General features: G+C 63.0%; 20 protein-coding genes. 14 read left to right on the top strand and 6 right to left on the bottom strand.

The genetic code is table 11. The annotated features are described in order from the left end of the window. Positions 1-5: 5 nt before the first annotated feature. The 6 genes from mihF to ACFRJ9_RS04620 all read left to right on the top strand — a co-directional run bounded on the left by mihF (position 6) and on the right by ACFRJ9_RS04620 (position 6,078). Positions 6-332, top strand: coding sequence for an integration host factor, actinobacterial type (gene mihF, locus ACFRJ9_RS04645; protein WP_377664926.1), 327 nt, complete (start codon positions 6-8; stop codon positions 330-332). A 21-nt stretch (positions 333-353) separates the two neighbouring features. Further along, a complete protein-coding gene (gene gmk / locus ACFRJ9_RS04640; RefSeq protein WP_377664924.1) occupies positions 354-926 on the top strand; it encodes a guanylate kinase in 573 nt (190 codons plus the stop codon). 40 nt (positions 927-966) lie between these two features. Continuing rightward, positions 967-1,227 (top strand): DNA-directed RNA polymerase subunit omega, encoded by a 261-nt coding sequence (rpoZ, locus tag ACFRJ9_RS04635; protein ID WP_017197559.1) that lies wholly within the window; start codon positions 967-969, stop codon positions 1,225-1,227. 27 nt (positions 1,228-1,254) lie between these two features. Then, positions 1,255-2,511 carry a bifunctional phosphopantothenoylcysteine decarboxylase/phosphopantothenate--cysteine ligase CoaBC gene (coaBC, locus tag ACFRJ9_RS04630; protein WP_377664922.1) on the top strand — a complete coding sequence of 419 codons (1,257 nt, stop codon included), beginning with the start codon at positions 1,255-1,257 and terminating at the stop codon, positions 2,509-2,511. A gap of 76 nt (positions 2,512-2,587) precedes the next feature. After that, positions 2,588-3,817 carry a methionine adenosyltransferase gene (gene metK / locus ACFRJ9_RS04625; protein WP_377664920.1) on the top strand — a complete coding sequence of 410 codons (1,230 nt, stop codon included), beginning with the start codon at positions 2,588-2,590 and terminating at the stop codon, positions 3,815-3,817. A gap of 161 nt (positions 3,818-3,978) precedes the next feature. Continuing rightward, positions 3,979-6,078 carry a primosomal protein N' gene (locus ACFRJ9_RS04620; protein WP_377664918.1) on the top strand — a complete coding sequence of 700 codons (2,100 nt, stop codon included), beginning with the start codon at positions 3,979-3,981 and terminating at the stop codon, positions 6,076-6,078. Here ACFRJ9_RS04620 and ACFRJ9_RS04615 read toward each other — a convergent pair. From ACFRJ9_RS04615 to ACFRJ9_RS04600, 4 genes are read right to left on the bottom strand one after another with little or no spacing between them, the layout of a single operon-like run. After that, a complete protein-coding gene (locus ACFRJ9_RS04615; protein ID WP_377664916.1) occupies positions 6,075-7,151 on the bottom strand; it encodes a glycosyltransferase family 4 protein in 1,077 nt (358 codons plus the stop codon). The genes ACFRJ9_RS04620 and ACFRJ9_RS04615 overlap by 4 nt on opposite strands. Continuing rightward, positions 7,148-8,092, bottom strand: coding sequence for an alpha/beta fold hydrolase (locus ACFRJ9_RS04610; protein ID WP_377664914.1), 945 nt, complete (start codon positions 8,090-8,092; stop codon positions 7,148-7,150). The genes ACFRJ9_RS04615 and ACFRJ9_RS04610 overlap by 4 nt, the downstream gene beginning before the upstream one ends. Positions 8,093-8,102: 10 nt before the next feature. Further along, a complete protein-coding gene (locus tag ACFRJ9_RS04605; RefSeq protein ID WP_377664912.1) occupies positions 8,103-8,990 on the bottom strand; it encodes an aldo/keto reductase in 888 nt (295 codons plus the stop codon). A gap of 34 nt (positions 8,991-9,024) precedes the next feature. After that, entirely contained in the window at positions 9,025-9,987 is a 963-nt protein-coding gene (locus ACFRJ9_RS04600) for a sugar-binding transcriptional regulator (protein ID WP_377664910.1), read from the bottom strand. A 122-nt stretch (positions 9,988-10,109) separates the two neighbouring features. On the opposite strand from ACFRJ9_RS04600, the gene ACFRJ9_RS04595 reads away from it, so the two are divergent. From ACFRJ9_RS04595 to holA, 8 genes are all read left to right on the top strand, one after another. Then, a complete protein-coding gene (locus ACFRJ9_RS04595; protein WP_377664908.1) occupies positions 10,110-11,894 on the top strand; it encodes a glycerol-3-phosphate dehydrogenase/oxidase in 1,785 nt (594 codons plus the stop codon). A gap of 170 nt (positions 11,895-12,064) precedes the next feature. Next, the gene (locus tag ACFRJ9_RS04590; RefSeq protein ID WP_377664906.1) at positions 12,065-12,817 is read left to right on the top strand and encodes an MIP/aquaporin family protein; all 753 of its coding nucleotides are present in this window, start codon (positions 12,065-12,067) and stop codon (positions 12,815-12,817) included. 64 nt (positions 12,818-12,881) lie between these two features. Continuing rightward, the gene (glpK, locus tag ACFRJ9_RS04585; RefSeq protein ID WP_377664904.1) at positions 12,882-14,396 is read left to right on the top strand and encodes a glycerol kinase GlpK; all 1,515 of its coding nucleotides are present in this window, start codon (positions 12,882-12,884) and stop codon (positions 14,394-14,396) included. A gap of 292 nt (positions 14,397-14,688) precedes the next feature. Next, a complete protein-coding gene (leuS, locus tag ACFRJ9_RS04580) occupies positions 14,689-17,217 on the top strand; it encodes a leucine--tRNA ligase (protein ID WP_377664902.1) in 2,529 nt (842 codons plus the stop codon). A 59-nt stretch (positions 17,218-17,276) separates the two neighbouring features. After that, positions 17,277-18,260, top strand: coding sequence for a DegV family protein (locus tag ACFRJ9_RS04575; protein ID WP_377664899.1), 984 nt, complete (start codon positions 17,277-17,279; stop codon positions 18,258-18,260). Positions 18,261-18,335: 75 nt separating this feature from the next. Then, positions 18,336-19,241, top strand: a complete 906-nt coding sequence (locus tag ACFRJ9_RS04570) for a ComEA family DNA-binding protein (RefSeq protein ID WP_377664897.1) — start codon at positions 18,336-18,338, stop codon at positions 19,239-19,241. Between the two features lie 46 nt (positions 19,242-19,287). Beyond that, positions 19,288-20,985, top strand: a complete 1,698-nt coding sequence (locus ACFRJ9_RS04565; protein WP_377664894.1) for a ComEC/Rec2 family competence protein — start codon at positions 19,288-19,290, stop codon at positions 20,983-20,985. Beyond that, positions 20,939-21,955 (top strand): DNA polymerase III subunit delta, encoded by a 1,017-nt coding sequence (gene holA / locus ACFRJ9_RS04560; protein WP_377664892.1) that lies wholly within the window; start codon positions 20,939-20,941, stop codon positions 21,953-21,955. The genes ACFRJ9_RS04565 and holA overlap by 47 nt, the downstream gene beginning before the upstream one ends. A 96-nt stretch (positions 21,956-22,051) precedes the next feature. On the opposite strand, the gene rpsT is transcribed toward holA, so the two are convergent. Further along, a complete protein-coding gene (gene rpsT, locus ACFRJ9_RS04555; protein WP_231342946.1) occupies positions 22,052-22,312 on the bottom strand; it encodes a 30S ribosomal protein S20 in 261 nt (86 codons plus the stop codon). Positions 22,313-22,480: 168 nt separating this feature from the next. Further along, entirely contained in the window at positions 22,481-23,017 is a 537-nt protein-coding gene (locus tag ACFRJ9_RS04550; protein WP_377664889.1) for a type II toxin-antitoxin system PemK/MazF family toxin, read from the bottom strand. Positions 23,018-23,114 lie beyond the last annotated feature (97 nt).

Here is a 23,114-nt window from a genome sequence, read left to right as displayed (position 1 = left end):
TGGCAGTGGGCCTTAAAGAGCTGACACCGCAGGAGCGTTCCGACGCACTGGAAAAGGCTGCCAAGGCGCGCGCCGTGCGTGCCGCAGCCAAGGAAAAGCTCAAGCGGGGTGAAGCCACCATCGCCGAGTTGATCTCGTGGGGCACCACAGATGAGGCGATCGCGCGCATGCGGGTGGTGGAGTTGCTCGAAGCGTTGCCAGGCATCGGGCCTGTCAGGGCGGCAGGCATCATGGCCGAGATCGGAATCGCGGAATCCCGCCGTATCAGGGGCCTGGGAATTCACCAGGCCCGGGCGCTGGTAGATTTTATGGATACCCAGCAAAGCGTCTAACGCATCTTCCCGAAGGAATCCGTGAGCAAGAAACCCGGACTGACTGTCCTTGCAGGCCCCACTGCCGTTGGCAAGGGGACCGTATCCACGTACATCAGGGACAATTATCCGGAGGTTTGGTTGTCGGTCTCGGCAACCACCCGCAGTGCCCGTCCCGGCGAAACGGATGGCGTGCACTACTTCTTTAAGTCAGCTGAGGAGTTCGACTCGCTGGTAGCCAAGGGCGAACTTCTGGAGTGGGCCGTTGTCCACGGCCAGAACCGCTATGGCACTTTGCGCAGCACGGTGGATGCCGCCATTGCCGACGGAAAGTCGGTCCTGCTGGAGATCGACCTCCAGGGTGCACGGCAAGTCAAGGCTGCCGTCCCGGACGCCAACTTTGTGTTCCTGGCCCCGCCCAGCTGGGACGAAATGGTGCGCCGCTTGGTGGGCCGGGGCACCGAAACTGCCGAGGAACAGCAGCGCAGGCTGGAAACCGCTAAACTGGAACTTGCTGCTGAACCGGAGTTTGACCACACCGTCATCAATGACGACGTTCGCCGGGCAGCGGACGAGCTTGTTTCACTCATGGGGCTTACCCCGCACGGGCGCTAAAGCGCTTGCACTTGTTGGCCCGCTAGAATTTGGAGAATTCGTGTCCACGAACCTTGAAGGCATCATCAACCCGCCGATCGATTCGCTGCTTGAGGCTGCCGATTCCAAGTACGGCCTGGTCATCTTCGGCGCCAAGCGCGCCCGCCAGATCAACGCCTACTACGCCCAGCTGCACGAGGGCCTGTTCGAGTACGTCGGTCCGTTGGTTGACACCAAGCTGAACGAAAAGTCGCTCTCCATCGCCCTGCGCGAGATCAACGAAGGCCTGCTGGTTTCCACGCCGATCGAGCCCGCAGAATAAAACTGACTGCCTGTTGACGGAGGTCACGTGCGCATAGTCCTCGGAGTCGGGGGAGGGATTGCAGCCTACAAGGTTGCATCGCTCCTCCGGCTTTTTACTGAAGCCGGTCACAAGGTGACTGTCATCCCCACCGAAGCGGCTACCCGATTCGTCGGGGTGGCCACGTGGGAGGCCCTCTCCGGAAACCCGGTCAGCAACAGCGTCTTCGACGACGTCGAGAAGGTCAACCATGTCCGATTGGGGCATGAGGCGGAGCTGATCGTTGTTGCTCCAGCCACGGCAGACCTCCTGGCCAAGGCAGCAACGGGGCAAGCGGGCGACCTCCTCACCAACACGCTCCTCATGGCCCACGGCCCGGTGCTTTTCGCCCCGGCGATGCACACGGAAATGTGGCAGCACGCCGCCACGCAGGCCAACGTCGAGACGTTGCGCAACCGCGGGGTGACGGTGCTTGAGCCTGCCTCCGGTCGCCTGACGGGCGCCGATTCAGGACCCGGGCGCTTGCCCGAGCCCGAAGCCATCTTCGCCGCGGCCATGGCATTGGCCGATGCTGCCGCAGGTGTTGAAGCGAAGGCATCGCCGGCCGCACACACGTCCTTGGCTGGCCGTGTCGTCACGATTTCCGCTGGCGGGACCAGGGAAGCCCTCGATCCCGTCCGATTCCTTGGTAATCGTTCCTCGGGCAAGCAGGGTGCAGCGCTGGCCGCGGCAGCCTTGGCTGCCGGGGCAACGGTCCGGTTCCTTGCCGCACACATGGACGTTGAGCCGCCTGCCGGCGTCGAGCTTGTACGCGTTGAGTCTGCCTTGGAACTACGCGAGGCAGCGCTGAAAGCGGCAGTGGATTCCGACGTCGTCATCATGGCCGCTGCAGTAGCGGACTTCCGTCCGGCAGAGGTGTCGGACACCAAAATCAAGAAGGTCGACGGCGAGGACGCGCCCTTGGTGCGGCTGGTCCGGAACCCGGACATCCTGCATGAGCTGGTTGAGCGGCGAAACGCCGAAGGCGGCCAGCAACTCATTGTCGGATTCGCCGCCGAAACGGGCGACGCCCAGGGGGATGTCCTGGAGCACGCCACGGCCAAGCTCAAGCGCAAGGGCTGTGACCTCCTGGTGGTTAACCAGGTGGGCGTTGGCCGGGTCTTCGGACAGGATGACAACTCCGTGGTGATCCTTTCCGGCCATGGTGCGGAACCGCAGTCGGCCGCTGGCTCCAAGGCTGACGTTGCCGCTGCCGTTGTAGATCGGGTGGGCGCCGAGCTCACGCGGGTCTTCCCGGCTTTGTAACGGAACCCACACCCGAATTCTTAGCACAGGGACACACGGAAGATGCCGCCGTCCCGCAACCCAGTAAGGTGGTCGAGTGACTTTACCGCTGCACCATGAACACCATGGCACCCCGTCCAAGCTCCGGCTCTTCACCTCCGAGTCGGTCACTGAAGGGCACCCTGATAAGATCTGCGACCAAATCAGCGACGCCATCCTGGATGCGCTGCTGGCCGCGGATCCTGAATCCCGTGTGGCTGTCGAGACCATGGCCACCACTGGCCTGGTCCACGTGGCTGGTGAGGTCACCACCGACGCCTATGTCGAGATTCCGCAGATTGTCCGTGAGACGATCCTCGGCATTGGCTATGACTCCTCCGCCAACGGCTTTGACGGCGCCCGCTGTGGTGTTTCCGTGTCCATCGGCCAGCAGTCCAATGACATCGCCGGTGGCGTCTTCAACTCGCTGGAGGCCCGTGAAGGCCGCCAGGAGGATGACTACGACCTCCAGGGTGCAGGGGACCAAGGCATCATGTTCGGCTACGCCAGCGATGAAACGGCGTCGTACATGCCTACTCCCATTTGGCTTGCGCACCGTTTGTCCGAGCGACTCACCGAGGTCCGCAAGAACGGCGAGCTCGCGTATCTTCGTCCCGACGGCAAGACCCAGGTGACCGTGGGATACGACGGCGACAAGCCGATTTCCGTCGAAACGGTAGTCATCTCCAGCCAGCACGCAGAGGAAGCGAGCCTTGAGCAGCTGCGTGCGGATCTGGCCAGCTACGTGATCGACCCCGTCCTGTCAGCGTCCAACCTTGACATCGCGCGGACAGCGAACATCCTGAACCCCGCAGGTGCCTTCGTCATCGGCGGTCCGGTGGGCGACGCCGGTCTCACCGGCCGCAAGATCATCGTGGATACGTACGGTGGATTCTCCCGCCACGGCGGCGGAGCTTTCTCCGGCAAGGATCCGTCCAAGGTGGACCGTTCGGCTGCCTATGCCATGCGGTGGGTTGCCAAGAACGTTGTGGCTGCCGGACTTGCCAAGCGTGCCGAGATCCAGATCGCTTACGCCATTGGCCAGGCACGCCCTGTTGGAACCTATGTCGAAACGTTCGGCACGGAGACTGTTGATCCTGCCCGCATCAGCGAGGCCATCGACGAACTCTTTGACCTCCGTCCCCGCGCCATCATCGACGCACTCGACCTCAAGCGGCCCATCTACGCAAAGACGGCTGCACATGGCCACTTCGGCCGCGATGATCCCGATTTCACCTGGGAGCGCCTGGACCGGGTTGCTGACCTGAAGGAATACTTCAACGCCTGATCCTTCCGATCCTGGCGGGCTCCAGCCAGTGGTTACTACTTTGTCAGTGGCCCGTGATTGGCTGGAGCCAGAGAGATGCCCGCAGCGGGTCAATCCCGCTGCGGGCATTCGTCATTGTTGGTGTTCAGATGTTCCCGAGCGACGAGTTGGAGGTGAAGAGCATGGCCGGAAAAGAGACCCAGCCGTCGCTGCTTCAGCCCTCGTTGTTGCAAGGATTCCCCGACCGGGCGCCGGTCACCGGCCCCCGGCTGGCCGCCGAGAATCCTGTTGCCCGGGTGGTGCTCGAGTCCTCCCTGCCCCATTTGGACAGGCCCTTTGACTACAGCGTGCCTGCCGAACTCGCTGAGTCAGCGGTACCCGGCGTCCGTGTGAAGGTCAAGTTCAACGGACAGGAACTGAACGGTTACGTCATTGAGCGGCGCGAGTCGTCGGATGCGGCCCACCCGCTGACGACGCTTCACAAAGTGGTCTCGCCTGTGGCAGTCCTGACTCCGGCGATCGCTGAGCTGGCGGGCTCGATCGCGGCCCGCTACTCCGGAACCCTGAGCGATGTCCTCCGGACTGCTGTTCCGCCGCGGGTTGCCAAGGTGGAGAAGGAGCTGTTGTCCGGAGACCTGCTGTTGGAGCACGCCACGCCGGATGGTGTGCTGGACGCCCACGCATGGGGTATGTACTCCAATGGTGCGCCTTTTGTGCACCACCTGGCAGGCGGTGGTTCTCCTAAAGCCGTGCTCACCGCACTGCAGGGCTACGGCTCCGACGGCTGGCCCGCCTTGGTTGCATCGGCAGTTGCTGCCGTCCGTTCTTCAGGTCGCGGCGCGGTGGTAGTGGTGCCTGACTACCGGGACCTCGATCAACTTGAAGCCGCACTCTCCAAGGTCCTGGCACCATCAGACATTGCCCGGCTGACGGCCGATGACGGCCAGACGCCGCGCTATAGGAACTTCCTTCGGCTTCTCAGCGGCGCGGCCGGTGTGGCCATCGGCACCCGCTCGGCTGCCTACGCACCTGTGCGTGACCTTGGGCTGGTGGTGTGCTGGGACGACGGCGATGACCTCCACATCGAGCAGCGCGCTCCCTACGCACACACGCGCGAAGTCCTGCTCCTTCGGGCTGAGCAGGAAAACGCTGCCTGTCTCATGGCCTCCCACAGCCGAAGCACCGAGCTTCAGCGCCTGGTGGAAATGCAATGGGCGGTGCCTATTGAAGCGCCGCGCACCGTCGTCCGCTCTACGGTGCCCCGGGTCCTCAACACGGCCGACAGCTTTGAACAGGAACGTGACCCGCTGGCGCGCATTGCCCGTTTGCCGGGCGCGGCCTGGCGTGCGGCCAAGGAGGGCCTGGAACGGGGCCCGGTCTTGGTGCAGGTGGCCCGTGCAGGCTACGCTCCGTCGCTGGTGTGCGAGGCCTGTCGGGAGCTCGCCCGCTGCAGCGCATGCCAAGGGCCTTTGGCTGTCTCAAGCAACTCCGCCCTCCCTGCATGCCGATGGTGTTCATCACCGGCCCCGCAGTGGCGTTGCAACCATTGCAGCGGAACCAAGTTGCGCAGGGGAGCCGCTGGCGTCATGAGAACGGCCGAGGAATTGGGCCGGGCTTTCCCAGGGAAAGCCGTGGTGACCTCCTCCGGCGAACACATCAAGGCAACCGTGCCCGATTCGGCCGCGTTGGTAGTGGCCACCGTAGGTGCGGAACCGGTGGCACCGCACGGGTACTCAGCTGCTGTTTTGCTGGACGGCAATTCGCTGCTCCGCCGTGAAAACCTGAGGGCAGGGGAGGACACGGTCCGTCGCTGGTTCAATGCTGCGGCCCTGGTTCGGCCGGCCCGGCAAGGTGGCCTCGTCGTAATCACCGCAGATGACACCGCCGCCACGGGGGCATTGTTGCGGTGGGATGCTCCCGGTTACGCTTCCCGCGAGCTTGCCCTTCGAAAGGAACTGCAGCTGCCACCGGCAGTTCGGGTGGCCTCCGTGACCGGCTCCAGGGCCGACGTCGTACATTTTTCCGACGCCCTGGAAGCCACCATCCACGTGCCGTCGGGCAGCAAACTCCGCAGTGCCGGTCCGGCGCCCGTTCAGTTGTTCGGCAGCGCCTCCCAGGATTCGCCCGGAGACACGGAACCCGACGTCCGCACGCTCTACTTCATTCCCTATGGGGATGCTGCTGAGGCAACCCGTGCCATGCGCGCCGTGAAGGCAGCAAGCGCAGCCAAGCGCATATCGGGACCGGTTCAGCTACGGCTCGACGGCGTTGACGTCCTCTAGCGCTTGCGGAGGGCCACGACCTCTTCGGCCGCGGCCAACAACTGCCTGGCGGATTCGTCCCAATTGAACTCAGCCGCCCGTTCCACGGACCTGTGGGAGCGCTGCTGCCACAACGTGTCATCGCCCAGCTCCGCCACGGCGGAAGCGAAGGCAGCGGGCGACTCCGGGTCCACGTAGCTGACTGCGTCAGCGCCGACTTCGCGGAAGATCGGAATGTCGCTGGCGATGACCGGGGTCCCCAAGGCCATGGCTTCAACCAGCGGCAAACCGTATCCTTCAGCCCGCGAAAGGCTGATGAGCGCAGTAGCCCGCGCCAGAAGTTCCTCGTATTCGGCGTCGGTCACACCGTTATGGAAATGGACCGTAGCGCCCGCAGGAACAAGGGCTTCCAATTCCGTCCGGCGTTGCGGTGTGATTCGGCTGAGCAAATGCAGGCTGTAATCGTGCAGCCCGGCCATGCCGCGGATCATGGTTTCCACATTCTTGTACGGCATGAACGACCCCATATAGAGGAGGGTCTTGTCAGCGCCGTCAGTGGGATTGCGCGGTGTCTGGCCAGGCTGGGGCGCGTTTCCGACTATCCGCACAGGCTTCTTGGTCAGCTTGTACTTGGCTATGAGTGACTCAGTGGTGCGGCTGATGGTTGCCACTATGTCCGCGCGGTTGAGCAGGAGCCGTTGTGGCCAATAAGCCTTGTGATAGAGCCTCCACAGCAGTCGCACGGGTGCGGGGAGGAAGCCAGGGGGAGTGGGGTGTTCGTAGTAGATGAGGTCATGGAGCGTGAGGACCAGGCCGTAGCGGCGGCCCAACGTACCCATGGTTTGCATTGGGCACACAACGACGTCGGCGCCCAAGGGGTTGACCTTGCGCGCAACGAACAGTTCCAGCGGGGACAACGGGCTGTTCACCATGACGTAAGGGACGTCCGGCAGCAGGGCCAGTTGGCGCTTGTCGTTGATCAGCATGGTGACATCCGCGAGCTTGGATGTTGCTGCTATCAGGCTTGAACCGTATCGGCTGATGCCATCGTGGTGGTCTGTCCTGGTAAAGCGGGCGTCGATGACAATTTTCACGCGGAATGTTCCTCCAGGAAGCTGCGGATGGCTGCTGCCGCCGGGACCGGCGTCTCATAGTGGATGAGATGCCCGACGCCGGGAATCACTTCCAGCCTTGCGTCCGGCAGGCGTTCCATCAGTTTGTGCTGGTTGGGCAGCGTGGCGATTTCGTCCTTTTCGCCGGCCACGAGCAGCACGGGCAGGCTCAGTTGTTCGGCAACGTCGGCCACGGTGCCCGAGACCGAGGCTTTGAACGATTCCAAGAGGCTTTTCCGGTCGGCGAACGCACTGAAGTAGGCGTCGTGCTGCCCATGGATGAACCGGCGCAGGCTCTTGTCCTTGGTTTTGGCCATAGTGATACTCATGACCCGGACAATCGCGCGGTTCCGGAGGACTGCCAGTCCGATACGCCGTGGCAGCTTGGCGGACGCCTGGTAGTACAGGACCGCGAGCTTGGTCATGATCCCCTTGGGACCCTCCAGTGCCGGCGCGGCTATGGGGTTGACCAGGATCAACGGGTAAACGGCGCCTGGATGCGAGGCGGCGAAGTGGCTGGCCACAATGGATCCAAAAGAGTGGCCCAGCAGGACGGTCTTGGGACCCAGGCCGAGGGCATCCATGAAGCCGGCGATGAACTGGCCGTACCGTTCAACGGTGTGTTCGTCTTCCAGGAAGGGTTCCGAGCTTCCGAACGCCGGCAAGTCCGGCATGATGATCCGCATTTCAGGCAGTTGGTCCGCCACGCGAAGCAATCCATGGTGATCGCCCCGGAAACCATGGATGACCAGGATGGTCCGTGTCGCCCGCGTTGTGGACACGGGTTCGTAGGTCCAGTAGGCGACGCTGCTGCCGTCCACTTCCACGTCGGAGGCGACCGTACGGCCTGGCAACGACTTGCTGAAGAACTGGTTGGGGGCCTGCGCTCCGTCGGGCGTATGCGCGGTGTCCACTTTTTCCATGCGGCTGTTCCTAGTTCACGTTGTCGGGGTGGGACCCGGTTCGATGATGGCGTTCGAGTCCAGCGATGCCGTCCATGTCGGCGTCATCCAGGACAAAGTCAAAGACAGCGATGTTCTCCTTGATCCGTCCGGCCGAGCTGGCCTTGGGGATGACCAGGTTTCCCAGCTGGAGGTGCCACCGGAGGATGATCTGCGCCGGAGTCCTGTCGTACTTTTCCGACAACGCCAGGATGGCGGGATCTGCCAGTACGTGTCCGCGGCCCAAGGGGCTCCATGCTTCGGTGCGGATTCCGAGCTGTTCGTGCAACGTGCGCAGCCTGGTTTGCTGCAGCCAGGGGTGCAGTTCGATCTGGTTGACGGCAGGGACAACCTCTGCCTTCTGCATGAGTTCCTCAAGATGGGCAGGCTGGAAATTGGAAACGCCGATGGCCCGCACCTTGCCCTCCCGGTAGAGGGTTTCCATGGCCTTGTATGTTTCCACGAAGAGTCCCCGGCCGGCGCATGGCCAGTGGATGAGGTACAGGTCCACGTAGTCCAGTCCGAGGTTGGAGATCGACGTGTCGAACGCGCGCAGCGTTGTGTCGTAGCCCTGGTCGTCGTTCCAGACCTTGGTAGTGACGAATACGTCCTCGCGTGAAAGAGTGTGCACGGATTCGCCCGAGCCACCCGCGCCGGTCCCGGTGTTGGCTTCCGCGGCGTCTCCAATAGCGCCACCAATCCCTCGGCCCACGCCAACTTCGTTCCCGTACATCGCCGCGGTGTCGAAGCGCCGGTATCCTTCGCCCAAAGCCGTGGCCACTAGGGCGTCAGCGTCCTGGGGCGGCACTTTGTAAAGCCCGAACCCCAGGGCCTCCATCTGTACGCCATTGTTCAATGCCAGCCGGGCAGGGGATCTCATAGCAAAGACTCTACCCATTCCTCGCTCGAAAGCTTTAGGGCTGGCCGTTGAAACTGACCAGGCGCCGGGCCGAGGCCTCGTCGAGAATCAGGTCCGTGGCAAGCCCTGCCGCCAAAGCCCCCTGCAGCCCGTTGATCTTGGAAGCCCCGGACACAACACAGATCCGGCGCCTGACCTGCCTGAGCTGCTCATGGCTGGGCCCTGTGGACCGTTCGTTCAGGGTGATGCCGTGCGAGGATCCGTCGCTCCTGAAGAAGACCGTGGCGACGTCCCCCACCACATCGTCGGCCGCCAGCACGGTGAGGTCGTGCTCATCGAGGTATCCGCCGGCATACACGTGGCTCGGGTAATCCGAGTCCACGGATCCGACACCGAAGATGGCGATGCTCATCCGGGACTGCAAATCAAGAATGCGTTGAACGCTGCGCTCATTCCACATGGCCGTCTTGGTTGCTGCGTGATCAAAAAAAGCCGGGACGGGAAATTGTTCCACCCTGGCCCCGTAGGCGCTGCCGAAGCGGCGCATGATGTCGCTTGCGTAGGTGATGCCCGTGGTCTGCATGTTGCCGGCGCCGTTGAGCTGGACCACGATGCTGTCGTGTGTCACCTTCCGGGTCAGGTGACGGCTGACCGCGCTGAGGGTGGCGCCCCAGGCAACGCCGATGATGGCGTTCGAGTCAACCAGGGGCCCGATCGTCCGGGCTGCCTGCATAGCCACGCGGTCCAGGGTTTCGGCCTCGTTGAGAGTGTCAAGGACTGGAACCACGTGGACGTCAACGCCGAACTGGTTTCTGATCTGGCTTTCCAACTCCGGACCGGTATCGAACGGGCTTCGAATCTGGACCTGAACCAGGCCGGTTTCCCGGGCTGAGGAGAGCAGCCGGGACACCGTTGACCTGGACGTCCGGAGCTCCCGGGCGATGGCGTCCATGGTCAGGTCTTGCAGGTAATACATCTGTGCAGCCCGGAGCGCATCCGAGTGACGTGATCGTGCCATCTCATTTCCTTACTGCACGTTTGTGCAAATAGCTTGACTCCATTTTCCACCTTCGCAAGATTAGTGGTGAACGGTGCAGCAGCGAGCGGCGCGGCGCACGAACCAAGCCCAAGGGAGCAGTTTTGGGACAGAACAGGATTTCCGGTACTTCGCATCACGCACAGCAGCGTGAGGCGGTGGTCGCATTGCAGGAACGGCCCTCGGCAAAGGTGCTCATCATCGGCGGTGGCATCAACGGCGTGGGAACATTCCGTGATCTGGCGCTTCAAGGCGTAGACGTGGCACTGGTTGAGCGCGGCGACTACTGCCAGGGCGCCAGCGGTGCTTCTTCCCACATGATCCACGGCGGTATCCGGTACCTCGAGAACGGCGAATTCCGCCTTGTGCAGGAATCGGTCGTCGAGCGCAACAGGCTGCTGCGCATCGCACCGCACTACGTTAAGCCGCTGCAGACCACCATCCCGATTTTCAGCACCTTCTCCGGCATTCTCTCCGCACCTATGCGCTTCCTCACCCACAAGCAGGGCAAGCCCAAGGAGCGCGGCGCCTTCCTCATCAAGGTGGGCCTGAGCATGTACGACTTCTTCTCGCGTGACGGTGGAAGCGTCCCCAGGCACCAGTTCCGTGGCCGGACCAGGGCCCTTGCAGAGCTCCCCAAGCTGCACTCCGGAATCAAATACGCAGCAACCTACTTTGATGCATCCGTTCACAACCCGGAGCGCTTGACCCTCGACGTCCTGCAGGACGGCGAGAAAGCAGGCCGTGGTGGCGGGCTTCCCGGTGGAAGCGCCCGGGCCAGCAACTACGTCTCCCTCGTGTCCATGGGTACCGACGGCGTGCGGCTTCGTGACGAACTGACCGGCAAGGAATTCGATTTCCAAGCGGACGTCATCGTCAACACCACGGGCGCCTGGGTGGACCTCACCAACCAGGCCATGGGTGCCGCCAGCAAGTTCATGGGTGGTACCAAGGGCTCGCACATCGTCCTCGACCACCCGGAACTGCTTGCCGCGTGCAACGGCCGGGAGATCTTCTTCGAGCACACGGACGGCCGCATCGTCCTGATCTACCCCATGGGGGACCGTGTACTGGTAGGAACCACCGACGTGGACGCGGACATGTCCGAAGACGCCGTGTGCACCGAAGACGAGATCGACTACTTCTTCGACCTGGTGGGTCATGTGTTCCCCACCATCACCGTGGACCGGAACCAGATCGTTTACAGCTTCGCCGGTGTCAGGCCCCTGCCACGCCACGATGCCACCCAGCCCGGCTTCGTCTCACGTGATTACCGCATCGAGCGCAGTGTCCACTCCGGCGAGGGTGCCGCGACAACGCCCGGCGGCAAGGCCGCCGTCGTTCTCAGCCTGGTGGGCGGCAAGTGGACCACTTTCCGCGCTCTGGCCGAGCACATGACCAACGACGTCCTGGGCGAGCTTGGCATCGAACGGAAAGTCTCGACGGCGAAACTCGCCATCGGTGGCGGTGCAGGCTTCCCCGCAACGCCCCAGGGCGAACAGGAATGGATCAAGAAGCACATGGGACCGGGGCTGGACGCAGATCGCGTTGCCGGCCTGCTGACCCGGTATGGAACACGGGCCGAAGCCGTTATCGAGTACCTGAACGCAGGACACGACACGCCACTGCGGTCCACCCGTGAACTGAGTGTTCGCGAGCTGGCCTTCATGGCGGAAAACGAGCAGATCGGACACCTGGTTGATGTTCTGATCCGCAGGACGTCGCTGGCGTTCCGTGGACTGGTCACGGGGGAACTGCTCAATGAGATGGCCGCCGCGCTTGCCGGGCCCCTTGGCTGGGATGCCGCGGTCCGTGAATCCGAAATCCGCCACGCCCAGGAAGTACTTCAGCGGTTCCACAAGGTTGACGTGCACAGTCTCGTAGCCTGACAGCAAACAGCACTAAAGGCTTGACCGTCCCAGCGTGCGGTAAGGGGCGGAAAAGGGGTAGGTAGGCCCTTCAGGGGCAGACCACACCGGGACGGTTCCGGACAACAGGGCCGTCCAACGGCCTCCTCAACCCGCGAGGAGGCTGACAACAGAAAAATGAGGAGTCAAAGATGTCTCTTGGAATTGTTTTCCTTTCCGAAGTATTCGGAACCATGATGCTGACCCTTCTGGGTTGCGGCGTTGTGGCCAACGTTGCGCTCAAAGGCACCAAGGGCAACAACGGTGGATTCTTGATGGTGACGTGGGGCTGGGGAATTGCGGTCTTCGCGGGCGTTTTCGTGGCCGCCAAGTCCGGTGCACACCTTAACCCGGCTGTCACCTTGGGCCTCCTGGCCAAGGGCAGCAAGGAATTCGCCCCTGACGTCGCCGTGACGTTTGGATCGACCCTGACGTACTTTGGCGGCGAACTGCTCGGTGCCTTCCTCGGTGCGGTTGTTTGCTGGCTCGCCTACAAGCAGCACTTCGATGAAGAACCCCTGGCAGCCAACAAGCTGGGAACCTTCTCCACCGGACCGGCCATCCGTTCAACGCCTTGGAACCTCATCACCGAAATCATCGGCACGTTCGTCCTGGTCTTCGTCATCCTGACATTCGGTGGCACCCCCTCGGGCCTTGGCCCGCTGGCTGTTGCCCTGCTGGTTGTCGGTATCGGCGTTTCGCTGGGTGGACCCACCGGATACGCCATCAACCCGGCACGTGACCTCGGCCCGCGCATCGCCCACGCCTTGCTGCCCATCAAGGGCAAAGGATCCAGCGACTGGGCCTACTCCTGGATTCCTGTCGTAGGACCCTTGGTCGGTGGTGCACTTGCCGGCCTTGTGGCCACCTGGGTACCCGACATCATGCCTGCCCTGGCCGGCTGATCCTGCACTCATCGCACGCACGCAACCGCACACCTCACAAAAACACTAAGACAAGGACGTCACCATGAATCAATACGTCATCGCCATCGACCAGGGCACCACCAGCTCGCGTGCCATCGTCTTCGACCACACTGGGAACATCGTTTCCACCGGCCAGATGGAACATGAGCAGATCTTCCCGCAAGCAGGATGGGTGGAGCACAACCCGGCCGAAATCTGGAACAACACCCGTGAGGTCATTGCGTCGGCGTTGTCCAAGGCGAACCTGACACGCCACGACATTGCCGCCGTGGGTATCACCAACCAACGCGAAACTGCGGTGGTCTGGGACAAGAACACGGGCGAAGCTGTCTACAACGCCATCGTCTGGCAAGACACGCGCACGCAGCCGATCGTCGATGAACTGGCCAAGGATGGCGGGGTGGAGCGCTTCAAGCAGAAGGTCGGCCTGCCGCTTGCCACCTACTTCTCCGGCACCAAGATCAAGTGGATCCTGGACAATGTCGAAGGCGCCCGCGAGCGTGCGGAAGCCGGCGACCTCCTGTTCGGCAACACCGATGCGTGGGTTCTGTGGAACCTGACCGGCGGCGTGGACGGAGGTGTGCACGTCACCGACGTCACGAATGCTTCGCGCACCCTCTTCATGGACCTCGAGACGCTCCAGTGGGACCAGGAGATTCTCGACGTCTTCGGTGTGCCGGCGTCCATGATGCCCGGCATCAAGTCCTCCTCGGAGGTCTACGGCCACGTTCACACCTCGCAGTTGCTCCGCGAAGTTCCCGTGGCTGGCATCCTTGGCGACCAGCAAGCAGCCACGTTCGGACAGGCTGCCTTCCAAGCCGGCGAGGCGAAGAACACCTATGGCACGGGCTGCTTCCTGATCTTCAATACAGGCGAAGAGATTGTCCATTCCAAGAACGGACTGCTCACCACCCTGGGCTACAAGCTGGGCGATAACGCTCCGCACTACGCCCTTGAAGGCTCAATCGCGGTCACTGGTTCGCTGATCCAGTGGCTCCGTGACAACCTCGGGATGATCAGTTCAGCTCCGGAGGTCGAGGAACTCGCCGCAGGCGTCGACGACAACGGCGGCGTCTACATTGTCCCGGCTTTCTCCGGACTGTTCGCCCCGTACTGGCGTGCTGACGCTCGCGGAGCCATCGTGGGACTGACCCGCTTTGCCAACAAGGGCCACATTGCACGTGCTGCCTTGGAAGCTACGGCGTTCCAGACCCGCGAGGTACTTGACGCCGTCAACGCCGACTCGGGCGTTCCGCTCACGGAGTTGAAGGTCGACGGCGGCATGGTCGCCAACGAAGCCCTCATGCAGTTTCAGGCCGACATCCTCGGCGTGCCCGTGGTTCGTCCGAAGGTCGTCGAAACGACAGCCCTCGGTGCGGCCTACGCAGCAGGTTTGGCTGTTGGGTTCTGGAAGGACCTCGGCGAGCTCAGTGCCAACTGGGGTGAGGACAAGCGTTGGGAACCGCAGCTGCCCGCCGAGGAGCAGGAGCGACAGCTGCGACTCTGGAAGAAGGCCGTGACCAAGTCCATGGATTGGGTCGACGAAGATGTGAAGTAGTCTTCCCTCGACAGAGGTTCCGGGGACTCCCGCCCGCCCGTTTCGCGGTGCTCACCACACCATGGCGGGGAGTCCCCGGAACCTCTTTCGGCGTACGCACGTCTTGCACCCAGCCCACGGGTTTGGTGGGGTAAGGTATTGGTATGCGTGCGATCCTTCTGCTTAGCTAGCCGCCCGGCAATCAACAGCCGTGCGGCCGCCCCTCCGTTGTCGAGGGGCTTTTGTGTGTCCGGGGCTTTCCGGGGCCACAGCAGGAGTCAAGACCGCCATCGAAGAACAGAAGAGGGCAGCAGTGAGCGTTCAGCCGGAGACAGAGACCGGAACAGCACAGGCAGCCGCAGCTGAAGCGCCTGAAGAAGGCGTCTACAGCTTCGCTGCGATGGAAGCCAAGTGGCCGCAGGTTTGGGAAGACCTTAAGGTGTTCACGCCTGCCGACGACGGCTCGCGGGGACGCCGCTACGTCCTGGACATGTTCCCGTACCCCTCCGGCGACCTCCACATGGGCCACGCCGAAGCTTTTGCGATGGGCGACGTCGTGGCGCGTTTCCTGCGTCAGAAGGGCTTTGACGTCCTGCATCCCATCGGCTGGGACTCGTTCGGCCTGCCGGCGGAAAACGCGGCGATCAAGCGCAACGCCCACCCCAGCGAGTGGACGTATGCCAACATCGACACGCAGGCCGCCTCCTTCAAGCGCTACGCCATCTCGGCGGACTGGTCACGCCGCCTCCACACCTCAGACCCTGAGTACTACCGCTGGACCCAGTGGCTGTTCAAGCGCTTCTACGAGCGCGGCCTGGCTTACCGCAAGGACTCGCCGGTCAACTGGTGCCCCAAGGACCTCACCGTCCTCGCGAACGAGCAGGTCGTCAACGGCGCCTGCGAGCGTTGCGGAACGGCCGTGACCAAGAAGTCCCTGAACCAGTGGTACTTCAAGATCACCGACTACGCAGATCGCCTGCTTGAGGACATGGAGCAGCTGCAGGGGCACTGGCCTGAGCGCGTCCTGGCCATGCAGCGCAACTGGATCGGCCGGTCGGAGGGCGCGCATGTGCGTTTCGCAATCGAAGCCACCGAAGACCGCGCCGAGCGTGAAGTCACGGTGTTCACCACCCGCCCGGACACGCTCTATGGTGCGACGTTCTTTGTCGTAGCTGCTGACGCACATCTGGCCCTGGACTTGGTGACACCGGAACAGCATGACGAACTCATGGCCTACCGCGAGAAGGTCAAGGCACTCTCCGAAATAGAGCGTCAGTCCACAGAGCGCGAAAAGACCGGCGTATTCACCGGTCGCTACGCCATCAACCCTCTCAACGGCGAAAAGCTCCCGGTCTGGGCCGCGGACTACGTTCTGGCCGACTACGGCACGGGCGCCATTATGGCCGTACCCGCCCACGACCAGCGTGACCTCGACTTCGCCAAGGCCTTCGACCTGCCCGTCAGGGCAGTCTTGGACACCGGCGACGACGACCCCCTGGAAACCGGCGTAGCTACCGCAGGCGAGGGCACTCTCAAAAACTCCGGCGAGCTGGACGGCCTGTCCAAATCCGAAGGTATTCCTGCAGCCATTGAGATCCTTGAGAAGCTCGGAACCGGCGAGAAGTTCGTCAACTTCCGGCTGCGCGACTGGCTCCTGAGCCGCCAGCGCTTCTGGGGTACGCCCATCCCGATCATCCACTGCGGTGAATGCGGCGAAGTGCCTGTCCCTGACGACCAGCTGCCCGTCAGGCTGCCCGACGACCTGCGCGGTGAAGCTTTGTCGCCGAAGGGGACCTCGCCGCTGGCTGCCGCCGTCGAGTGGGTCAACGTTGAATGCCCCAACTGCGGCCGTGCTGCCCAGAGGGACACCGACACCATGGATACGTTCGTCGACTCGTCCTGGTACTTCCTGCGCTTCGTATCACCGGACTACACCGAAGGTCCTTTCGACCCCGAGAAGATCAACAACTGGATGCCTGTGGGACAGTACGTTGGTGGCGTCGAGCACGCAATCCTGCACTTGCTCTACGCCCGCTTCTTTACCAAGGTCATCAAGGACATCGGCCTGATCGAAGCCAACGAACCATTCTCTGCGCTGCTCAACCAAGGGCAGGTGCTCAACGGCGGCAAAGCCATGAGCAAGTCCTTGGGCAACGGTGTGGACCTCGGCGAGCAGCTGGACAAGTTTGGAGTGGACGCGGTCCGCCTCACCATGATCTTCGCCTCGCCGCCGGAGGACGACGTCGACTGGGCGGACGTTTCGCCGTCGGGTTCGGCAAAGTTCCTGGCCCGTGCGTGGCGGCTCGGTCAGGACGTCAGTAGCGAGCCGGGTGTTGACCCGGCCACTGGTGACCGCGCCTTGCGCACCGTGACCCACAAGACCATCGCCGACGCCGCTGAACTGTTGGACAACAACAAGTTCAACGTAGTGGTAGCGCGCCTGATGGAATTGGTCAATGCCACACGCAAGACCATTGATTCAGGTGCTGGTGCCGCTGACCCGGCTGTTCGGGAAGCTGTAGAGGCCGTCGCGGTCATCCTGAGCCTCTTTGCGCCCTACACTGCCGAAGACCTTTGGAACGCTCTGGGACACCCCGCTTCTGTTGCCAACGCGGGTTGGCCCAAGCATGACGAAGCATTGCTGGTGCAGGACACAGTGACCGCCGTGGTCCAGGTCCAAGGCAAGGTGCGCGACCGCTTGGAGGTTTCGCCGGACATCACCGAGGACGCCCTGCGGGATCTTGCACTGGCCTCGGAAAACGTCCAGCGCGCTATGGACGGCCGCGGCATCCGCACGGTGATCGTGCGGGCACCTAAACTGGTGAACATCGTCCCTGCCTAGCAGGGATAGTACGGCCGCCGGCATCGTGCCGGCGGCCGGCCATCATCTTTGGAGGTTGCGTGCCTGAGCGAGAACCACCCGCATGGATATGGCTCAAAGAAAGAGTGTCCCGCCTCCGGCAATTGCCTTCGCCGGTTCCCGTCGCCGACAAGCCGATGGCCGCCGTCGTCAGGACAGCAATTGTCACCGATTCGGCGGCCGCACTCCCGGCTGACTGGGTTGCGGCTTTTGCCGCCGACGGACGCCTGGCGGTTGTTCCCATGCCCGTCATGGTCGGGGACGAAATTTACGGCGAGGGCGAAGACGACATCACACAGACCCTGTCTCTCGCCTTGGCCTCGGGAGCGTCGGTGAAGACGTCCCGCCCCTCACCCGGCCAGTTCGAGCAGGCCTACCTCGCCGCCCAGCGCCGTGGTTTCGAGGCTGTGGTCTCCATCCACCTTTCCTCCGAATTGTCCGGAACCGCAGATGCAGCACGATTGGCTTCCGAGCGTGTGACTATCCCCGTGGAAGTGGTGGACTCCCGCACAGTGGGCATGGCCCAAGGCATGGGAGTCCAGAGCGCCGTGGTGGCAGCCGCGACAGGTCAAGGTGCAGCCGAGGTCCGCGAGTTCGCGGAGAAGCGCATGGCGCGGACAAAAGTGTATTTCTACGTACCGAGCCTGGAGCAGTTGCGGCGCGGCGGACGGATCGGTGCCGCAGCCTCGCTGCTCGGTACGGTCCTGGCCATCAAGCCCATCCTGGCGGTCGACGGCGGCAGGATAGTTCCGCTCGAAAAGGTGCGTTCAGCTGTGCGCGCGGTGGCACGCTTGGAGGAGATCGTTGCAGCAGATGTAGCGTCACGACCCCCGGGCCAGCAACGGTTGGCGGTTCACCATTTCGGCAATCTTGCAGAGGCGGAAACGTTGGCGGCACGGCTCAGCGAGAAATGCCAGGATTGCCCGCCTCCCCAAATCAGTGTTCTTCCAGCCGTCTTGGCCGCACACGCGGGTCTGGGAGTCCTCGCGGTGATCGTGGGGGAGAGCAGTACGCCAGCGGACTAGTTCCGGGTGGCCTCTTTATCCACATAGTCCAGATGATCCGTGCCGTAATGATGGTGCCCTTCGTAGGCTTTTCCCATGCCACGCTGGAACCGGGATGCTTCCCCAGATGCCGCATCGGCGGCAGTCCGGCAACGCTTTGCCTCCCATCTGGCTAGCGCCGCACAGCCTTCCCCGCTGCTGCCATTGTCGGCACCGGACTCGCCTGACGTTGAGCCATTGCCAGATGAGGAGGCACCCGGCCCCGTGACCGCCGGTGGGCGGCTCCGTTGGCGCACTCCATGGAGGGTCGCTGTCCTGTTGCTGGTTGTCGGGGCAGCGTTGATTGCGTGGCAGTTGTGGCAGTCTGCCGCCGGGCGACTGACGTCGGAATCGCTGGGCGCCTCAATGTCGGCTGGCGGCGGTGGCGACTCCGGCGCTGATGCGGCCGCAATGGAGCCTGTGCAGCAGCCGGATTCGAGCCCTCCGTCCGGTACCCCGGCCTCAGGTGCCCTGGAGACAGCGGGCACCGTGTTGGTGCACGTAGCTGGCGCCGTGCAGAGGCCCGGGGTCGTTTCACTTCCGGAGGGGAGCAGAATCTTCCAAGCTATTGACGCAGCCGGTGGTGCGGCGGCCAACGCTGACCTCAACGGGCTCAACCTTGCAGCGGTCCTCGGGGATGGCGTCAAAATTCATGTACCAGTAGTTGGCGAGGGACCCCAGGCTCCGATGGCTGAAGAGACGGCTTCGGGTGCCTTCTCAGGTGGGAGTGGTACAGCCGCCGGCCCGTCCGGGGCTGGCGGAACAAAGGTAAACATCAACACGGCCACAGTAGAAGAACTCGGTACGCTGCCGCGGGTGGGACCTGTGATGGCCCAGAGAATTGTTGATTGGCGGAAAGAACATGGCCCGTTCGCGTCAGTGGAGGAGTTGGACGCGATTGACGGCATAGGCCCGAAACTCATGGAGTCACTGCAGAACCTTGTGACGGTACAGGGTGGGTAAGGCCTCCCCTCACCAAACTGCGCAAAAACGCGCGGATCTCAGGCTCGTGCCCACAGTCGTGTTGGTGTGGGTGGTGGCGCTGGCTGGCGGTGCTATTGAAGCCGCGTGGTCGTTGGCTTTGGCGGGAGTAATGGCATTGGCAGGGGGAGCACTCCTGATGCCGCGGCGCCGCCACCCGAAGTCTTCACAAGAACGCGGTAGAACCATCTCGGCAACCCTTGCACTGGCCTGTGTCTTGGGAGCCGTGGTGGCTGTTCATTGTGCAGCGACTGCTGGCAAGCGCGAGCAGGGGCCGCTTGCGCAGGCAGCGGAGACCGGTGGAGGAGTTGTTATCCATCTCCTGGTCACCGGCAGCCCCGTTGAGGTGCCCGCGCGGGGCCATTCGGGAGATAGCAGGTGGACGGTTCCGGCGGGCTTGGTGGAATTCACCTCCGAAGGAACGGTGGTGCGCGGTTCCGCGGATGTAGTGGTGGTGGGCGGCGACGGTTGGCAGCACGTCCGGCCGGGGCAACGAATACGGACCACCGGAGCTCTTAAGGAGGTACGGGTAGGTCAATCCCATGCCGCACTCCTATCCGCAGCTTCCCCGCCCGTGATCACGGGCGAAGGATACGACGTGCGGCAAACCGCCACGCACTTGCGGAAACAGTTCCTCAGCGCTGCAGCTTGGCTGCCCCCGGACGCTGCAGGATTATTGCCCGGAATGGTAACCGGGGACACCAGCGCCCTGCCTGAAAGCCTTGAGACGGACATGAAGACCACCGGAATGACCCACTTGACCGCGGTCAGCGGTGCGAATTGCAGCTTAATCCTGGGTGGGTTCATCCTGTTGGCTCGATGCCTTCGGTTGCCGCGGCCGGCGGCCGCAGTGTTCGCCGCTTGTGGACTGTCCGCCTTTGTCCTGATGGTGGGTCCGGATCCCAGTGTCTTGCGGGCCGCCGTCATGGGAGCCGTAGGACTGACGGCACTGGCGGGAGGGTTGCGCGGGAGGTCCCTGACTTTCCTTTGCCTCGCTGCGGTGATGCTCTTGCTGCTTGAGCCCTCCATGGCGTCGAACGTCGGATTCCTCCTATCCGTCCTTGCCACCTTGGGCATCGTGCTGTTGGCTGCGCGAATAGCATCGTGGATACCAGCACGCATTCCCCGCTGGTTGGCTGCCGGCATGGCAGTGCCGTTGTCGGCGCAACTTCTGTGCGGGCCGGTGATTGTGGCGCTCCAGCCCCAGCTCACTCCGTATGCTCTTGCAGCCAATGTGGTGGCGGGACCATTGGTGGCTCCTGTGACCGTCCTCGGCACCATAGCTGTGCCACTTGCGGCGTTCCATCCTTGGCTGGCGGTGGTTCCCATTGCCATTGCGGGGACAAGCGCCGGTCTTGTCGCTGGCCTGGCGAGGTTCTTCGCGTCGTTGCCGGGTGCTGCCCTGCCTTGGGCTGATGGGCCGGCAGGGGTGGCATCCATGGTTGCTGTTTCAGGCATCACCGTCTTGGTGGTCTGGATGGCTCTGCACCCCGAAGGCGTAGTGAGCCGTGTCATGGCCGTGCACCACGTCCTGACGGTGCTTCTTGAGCGCGCGGAGCGGGTGCATGCCCGCAAGGGAGGATGCGGAGAAGCCCGCCCGAACGTGTCCGGCGCCGCCCGCCGTCGCATACTCATGGCAGACTTGAAGACTGCAAAGAAACGTCCGGAAGGAATCATCAGTGGCTGCTGCCCAAAACGCCCGGGCCAAGAGCGTCCCCGCCAATAACGTCAGTTGGCGGGATGCGGCGCCGTCCGGAGTCGTCCTGATTGTGGGGCCGGAGGAGTACCTGGGTATTCGCGCCATGGACCGCATCCGATCCCAGGTACGTGCGGCGGCACCGGACGTTGAGCTCAGCCGGCTCAACGCAGGATCCTACGAGTCCGGTTCCCTGGCAATGACCGTTACGCCTTCCCTCTTCGGCGAGGGCAAGCTTATTGAGGTCGAGGGCTTGGAAGCTATGAACGATGCTTTCCTTTCCGATGCCCTTGCCTACCTTTCCCATCCGGAACAGGACGTCGTGCTGGTGCTGCGGCACTCCGGTGGCGTGCGAGGAAAGAAGTTGCTGGACGCCGTAAAATCGGCGGGGTGGCCGGTCATCGATTGCCAGCCCCTGAAGAAGGACGCGGATAAGACTGCCTTTGTCGTCTCAGAGTTCAAGGCAGGGGGTCGTCGGATCGACGGCGAGGCGGTCCAAGCCCTGGTCAACGCAGTCGGGGCCAATCTTTCGGAGCTCGCCGCGGCCTGCAACCAATTGATCGCCGATGCCGGCACCGCTGTGGACGCAGCCACGGTGGAGCGCTACTACGGCGGCCGGGTAGAGGCTACGGCATTCAAGGTTGCCGATGCGGCGATGGCCGGCAACGCACCTTTGGCATTGTCCACTCTCCGGCACGCCCTGGCCACAGGGGTGGACCCGGTTCCCTTGGTGGCCGCCCTCGCGGCCAAGTTGCGGACCTTGGCCAAAGTGGCAGGAGCGAACGGGTCCTCAGCCAGCATCGCCAAGAATCTGGGAATGCAACCATGGCTGGTTGAGCAGGCGCAACGGGACGTCCGGCGATGGACGCCGGAGGGGCTCATTCGTTCGATTCAGGTCATCGCAGAAGCGGATGCCCAGGTGAAGGGTGAGTCGCGTGACCCTGTCTACGCCGTGGAGCATGCCGTCACCGTGATAGCCATGGCCTCCAGCCGGCGCTGAGGCGGAAGCATCAGCCAACCCGGCTTCGCGGTTAAACCCAAAGGCCGGCACCCGAGGGTGCCGGCCTTTTGATCAGCTCAGTCGAACTGGAAAACCTTAGAGTGCGTTGACCTTTTTGGAGATCGCCGACTTGCGGTTTGCAGCGTTGTTCTTGTGAATAACGCCCTTGCTGACAGCCTTGTCCAGCTTGCGGCTGGCAGCAACAAGTGCAGTTCCAGCAGCATCCTTGTCAGCAGACTCAACGGCGGTGGCAACGGCGCGGATGGCCGTCTTCAGCTCGGACTTGACAGCGTTGTTACGCAGGCGAGCCTTCTCGTTGGTGAGGATGCGCTTCTTCTGGGACTTGATATTAGCCACGTATGAACTCTCTTTTTAATGCGGAAATGGTCTAGAGGGTTGTCAGGTTGGCCATCGACTGAGCGGCGTGGGGATGCCTATGGCAGCCAACCATGTGTGGCCGTCGACCTGCACGGACACACAGCTATAAAGGATAGCAGAAATCGGCACAAAGCAAGATTCGTGTGGCTAGGTCCAACCGTGCCGCGCGCGCACGGCCTTGGAAACGTCCTGAAACTGCTTCTTTCCGAGCACGGCGCCTTCGCGCCGGACACCTTGGGGGTCAAGCCGAATGACGCGGTCTACCTTTACCTCGCTGGGACGCCCCTGCCGGTCCCAGGGCCCGGCTCCGATATCAACGTAGTCGTCAGCCCTGGAGCCGTTGTTGTGGTCCTTGGACGTCAGCATGAGGCCCAGAAGCCATTTGCCGTCCCGGCCAACAAGCAGCACTGGACGGTCTTTGCCTTGTGAGTGGTCCTCCTCATAGGGCACCCAACTCCACACGATTTCGCCGGGATCCGGGAGCCCGTCCGGTTTGGGGGAGTAGTGCAGCTTGGCCGTTCCCCGGAAGTCGCCGGGATAGGCGCCCGGTTGAAGTCCGACGCCGGGACGCCGGGTCTGTTGCGTTCGGGTGCCTGAGGGGGAGGCGGCTTTTGTGCTGCTGCCCCCCAATGCCTTGAGCGACCGCAGGATGAGTTTGCCGAGTGGGCGCAAGTCCAAAGCCATGGGACAACGCTACAACCAGGGAGGACCCGGGCGTGCCCTGGGGTGGTCGCCGATGAGCGTCGGCGCCGCAGCGAGCACCGCGGGCAATGCACGGCGA

The sequence above is a fragment of the Paenarthrobacter sp. NPDC056912 genome (genome assembly GCF_042786555.1).
In the GTDB taxonomy this organism is placed as follows: domain Bacteria; phylum Actinomycetota; class Actinomycetes; order Actinomycetales; family Micrococcaceae; genus Arthrobacter.
The sequence above is the reverse complement of the archived record's forward strand: the minus strand, read 5'-3'. Positions and strand labels throughout refer to the sequence as shown.

Excerpts from the sequence above, each read along its gene's own strand:
- ACFRJ9_RS04600 (WP_377664910.1), bottom strand. The coding sequence starts at position 9,987 with ATGGCACGATCACGTCACTCGGATGCGCTCCGGGCTGCACAGATGTAT.
- ACFRJ9_RS04620 (WP_377664918.1), top strand. The coding sequence starts at position 3,979 with ATGGCCGGAAAAGAGACCCAGCCGTCGCTGCTTCAGCCCTCGTTGTTG.
- ACFRJ9_RS04570 (WP_377664897.1), top strand. The coding sequence starts at position 18,336 with ATGCCACGCTGGAACCGGGATGCTTCCCCAGATGCCGCATCGGCGGCA.
- ACFRJ9_RS04590 (WP_377664906.1), top strand. The coding sequence starts at position 12,065 with ATGTCTCTTGGAATTGTTTTCCTTTCCGAAGTATTCGGAACCATGATG.
- ACFRJ9_RS04605 (WP_377664912.1), bottom strand. The coding sequence starts at position 8,990 with ATGAGATCCCCTGCCCGGCTGGCATTGAACAATGGCGTACAGATGGAG.
- ACFRJ9_RS04610 (WP_377664914.1), bottom strand. The coding sequence starts at position 8,092 with ATGGAAAAAGTGGACACCGCGCATACGCCCGACGGAGCGCAGGCCCCC.
- glpK (WP_377664904.1), top strand. The coding sequence starts at position 12,882 with ATGAATCAATACGTCATCGCCATCGACCAGGGCACCACCAGCTCGCGT.
- ACFRJ9_RS04550 (WP_377664889.1), bottom strand. The coding sequence starts at position 23,017 with ATGGCTTTGGACTTGCGCCCACTCGGCAAACTCATCCTGCGGTCGCTC.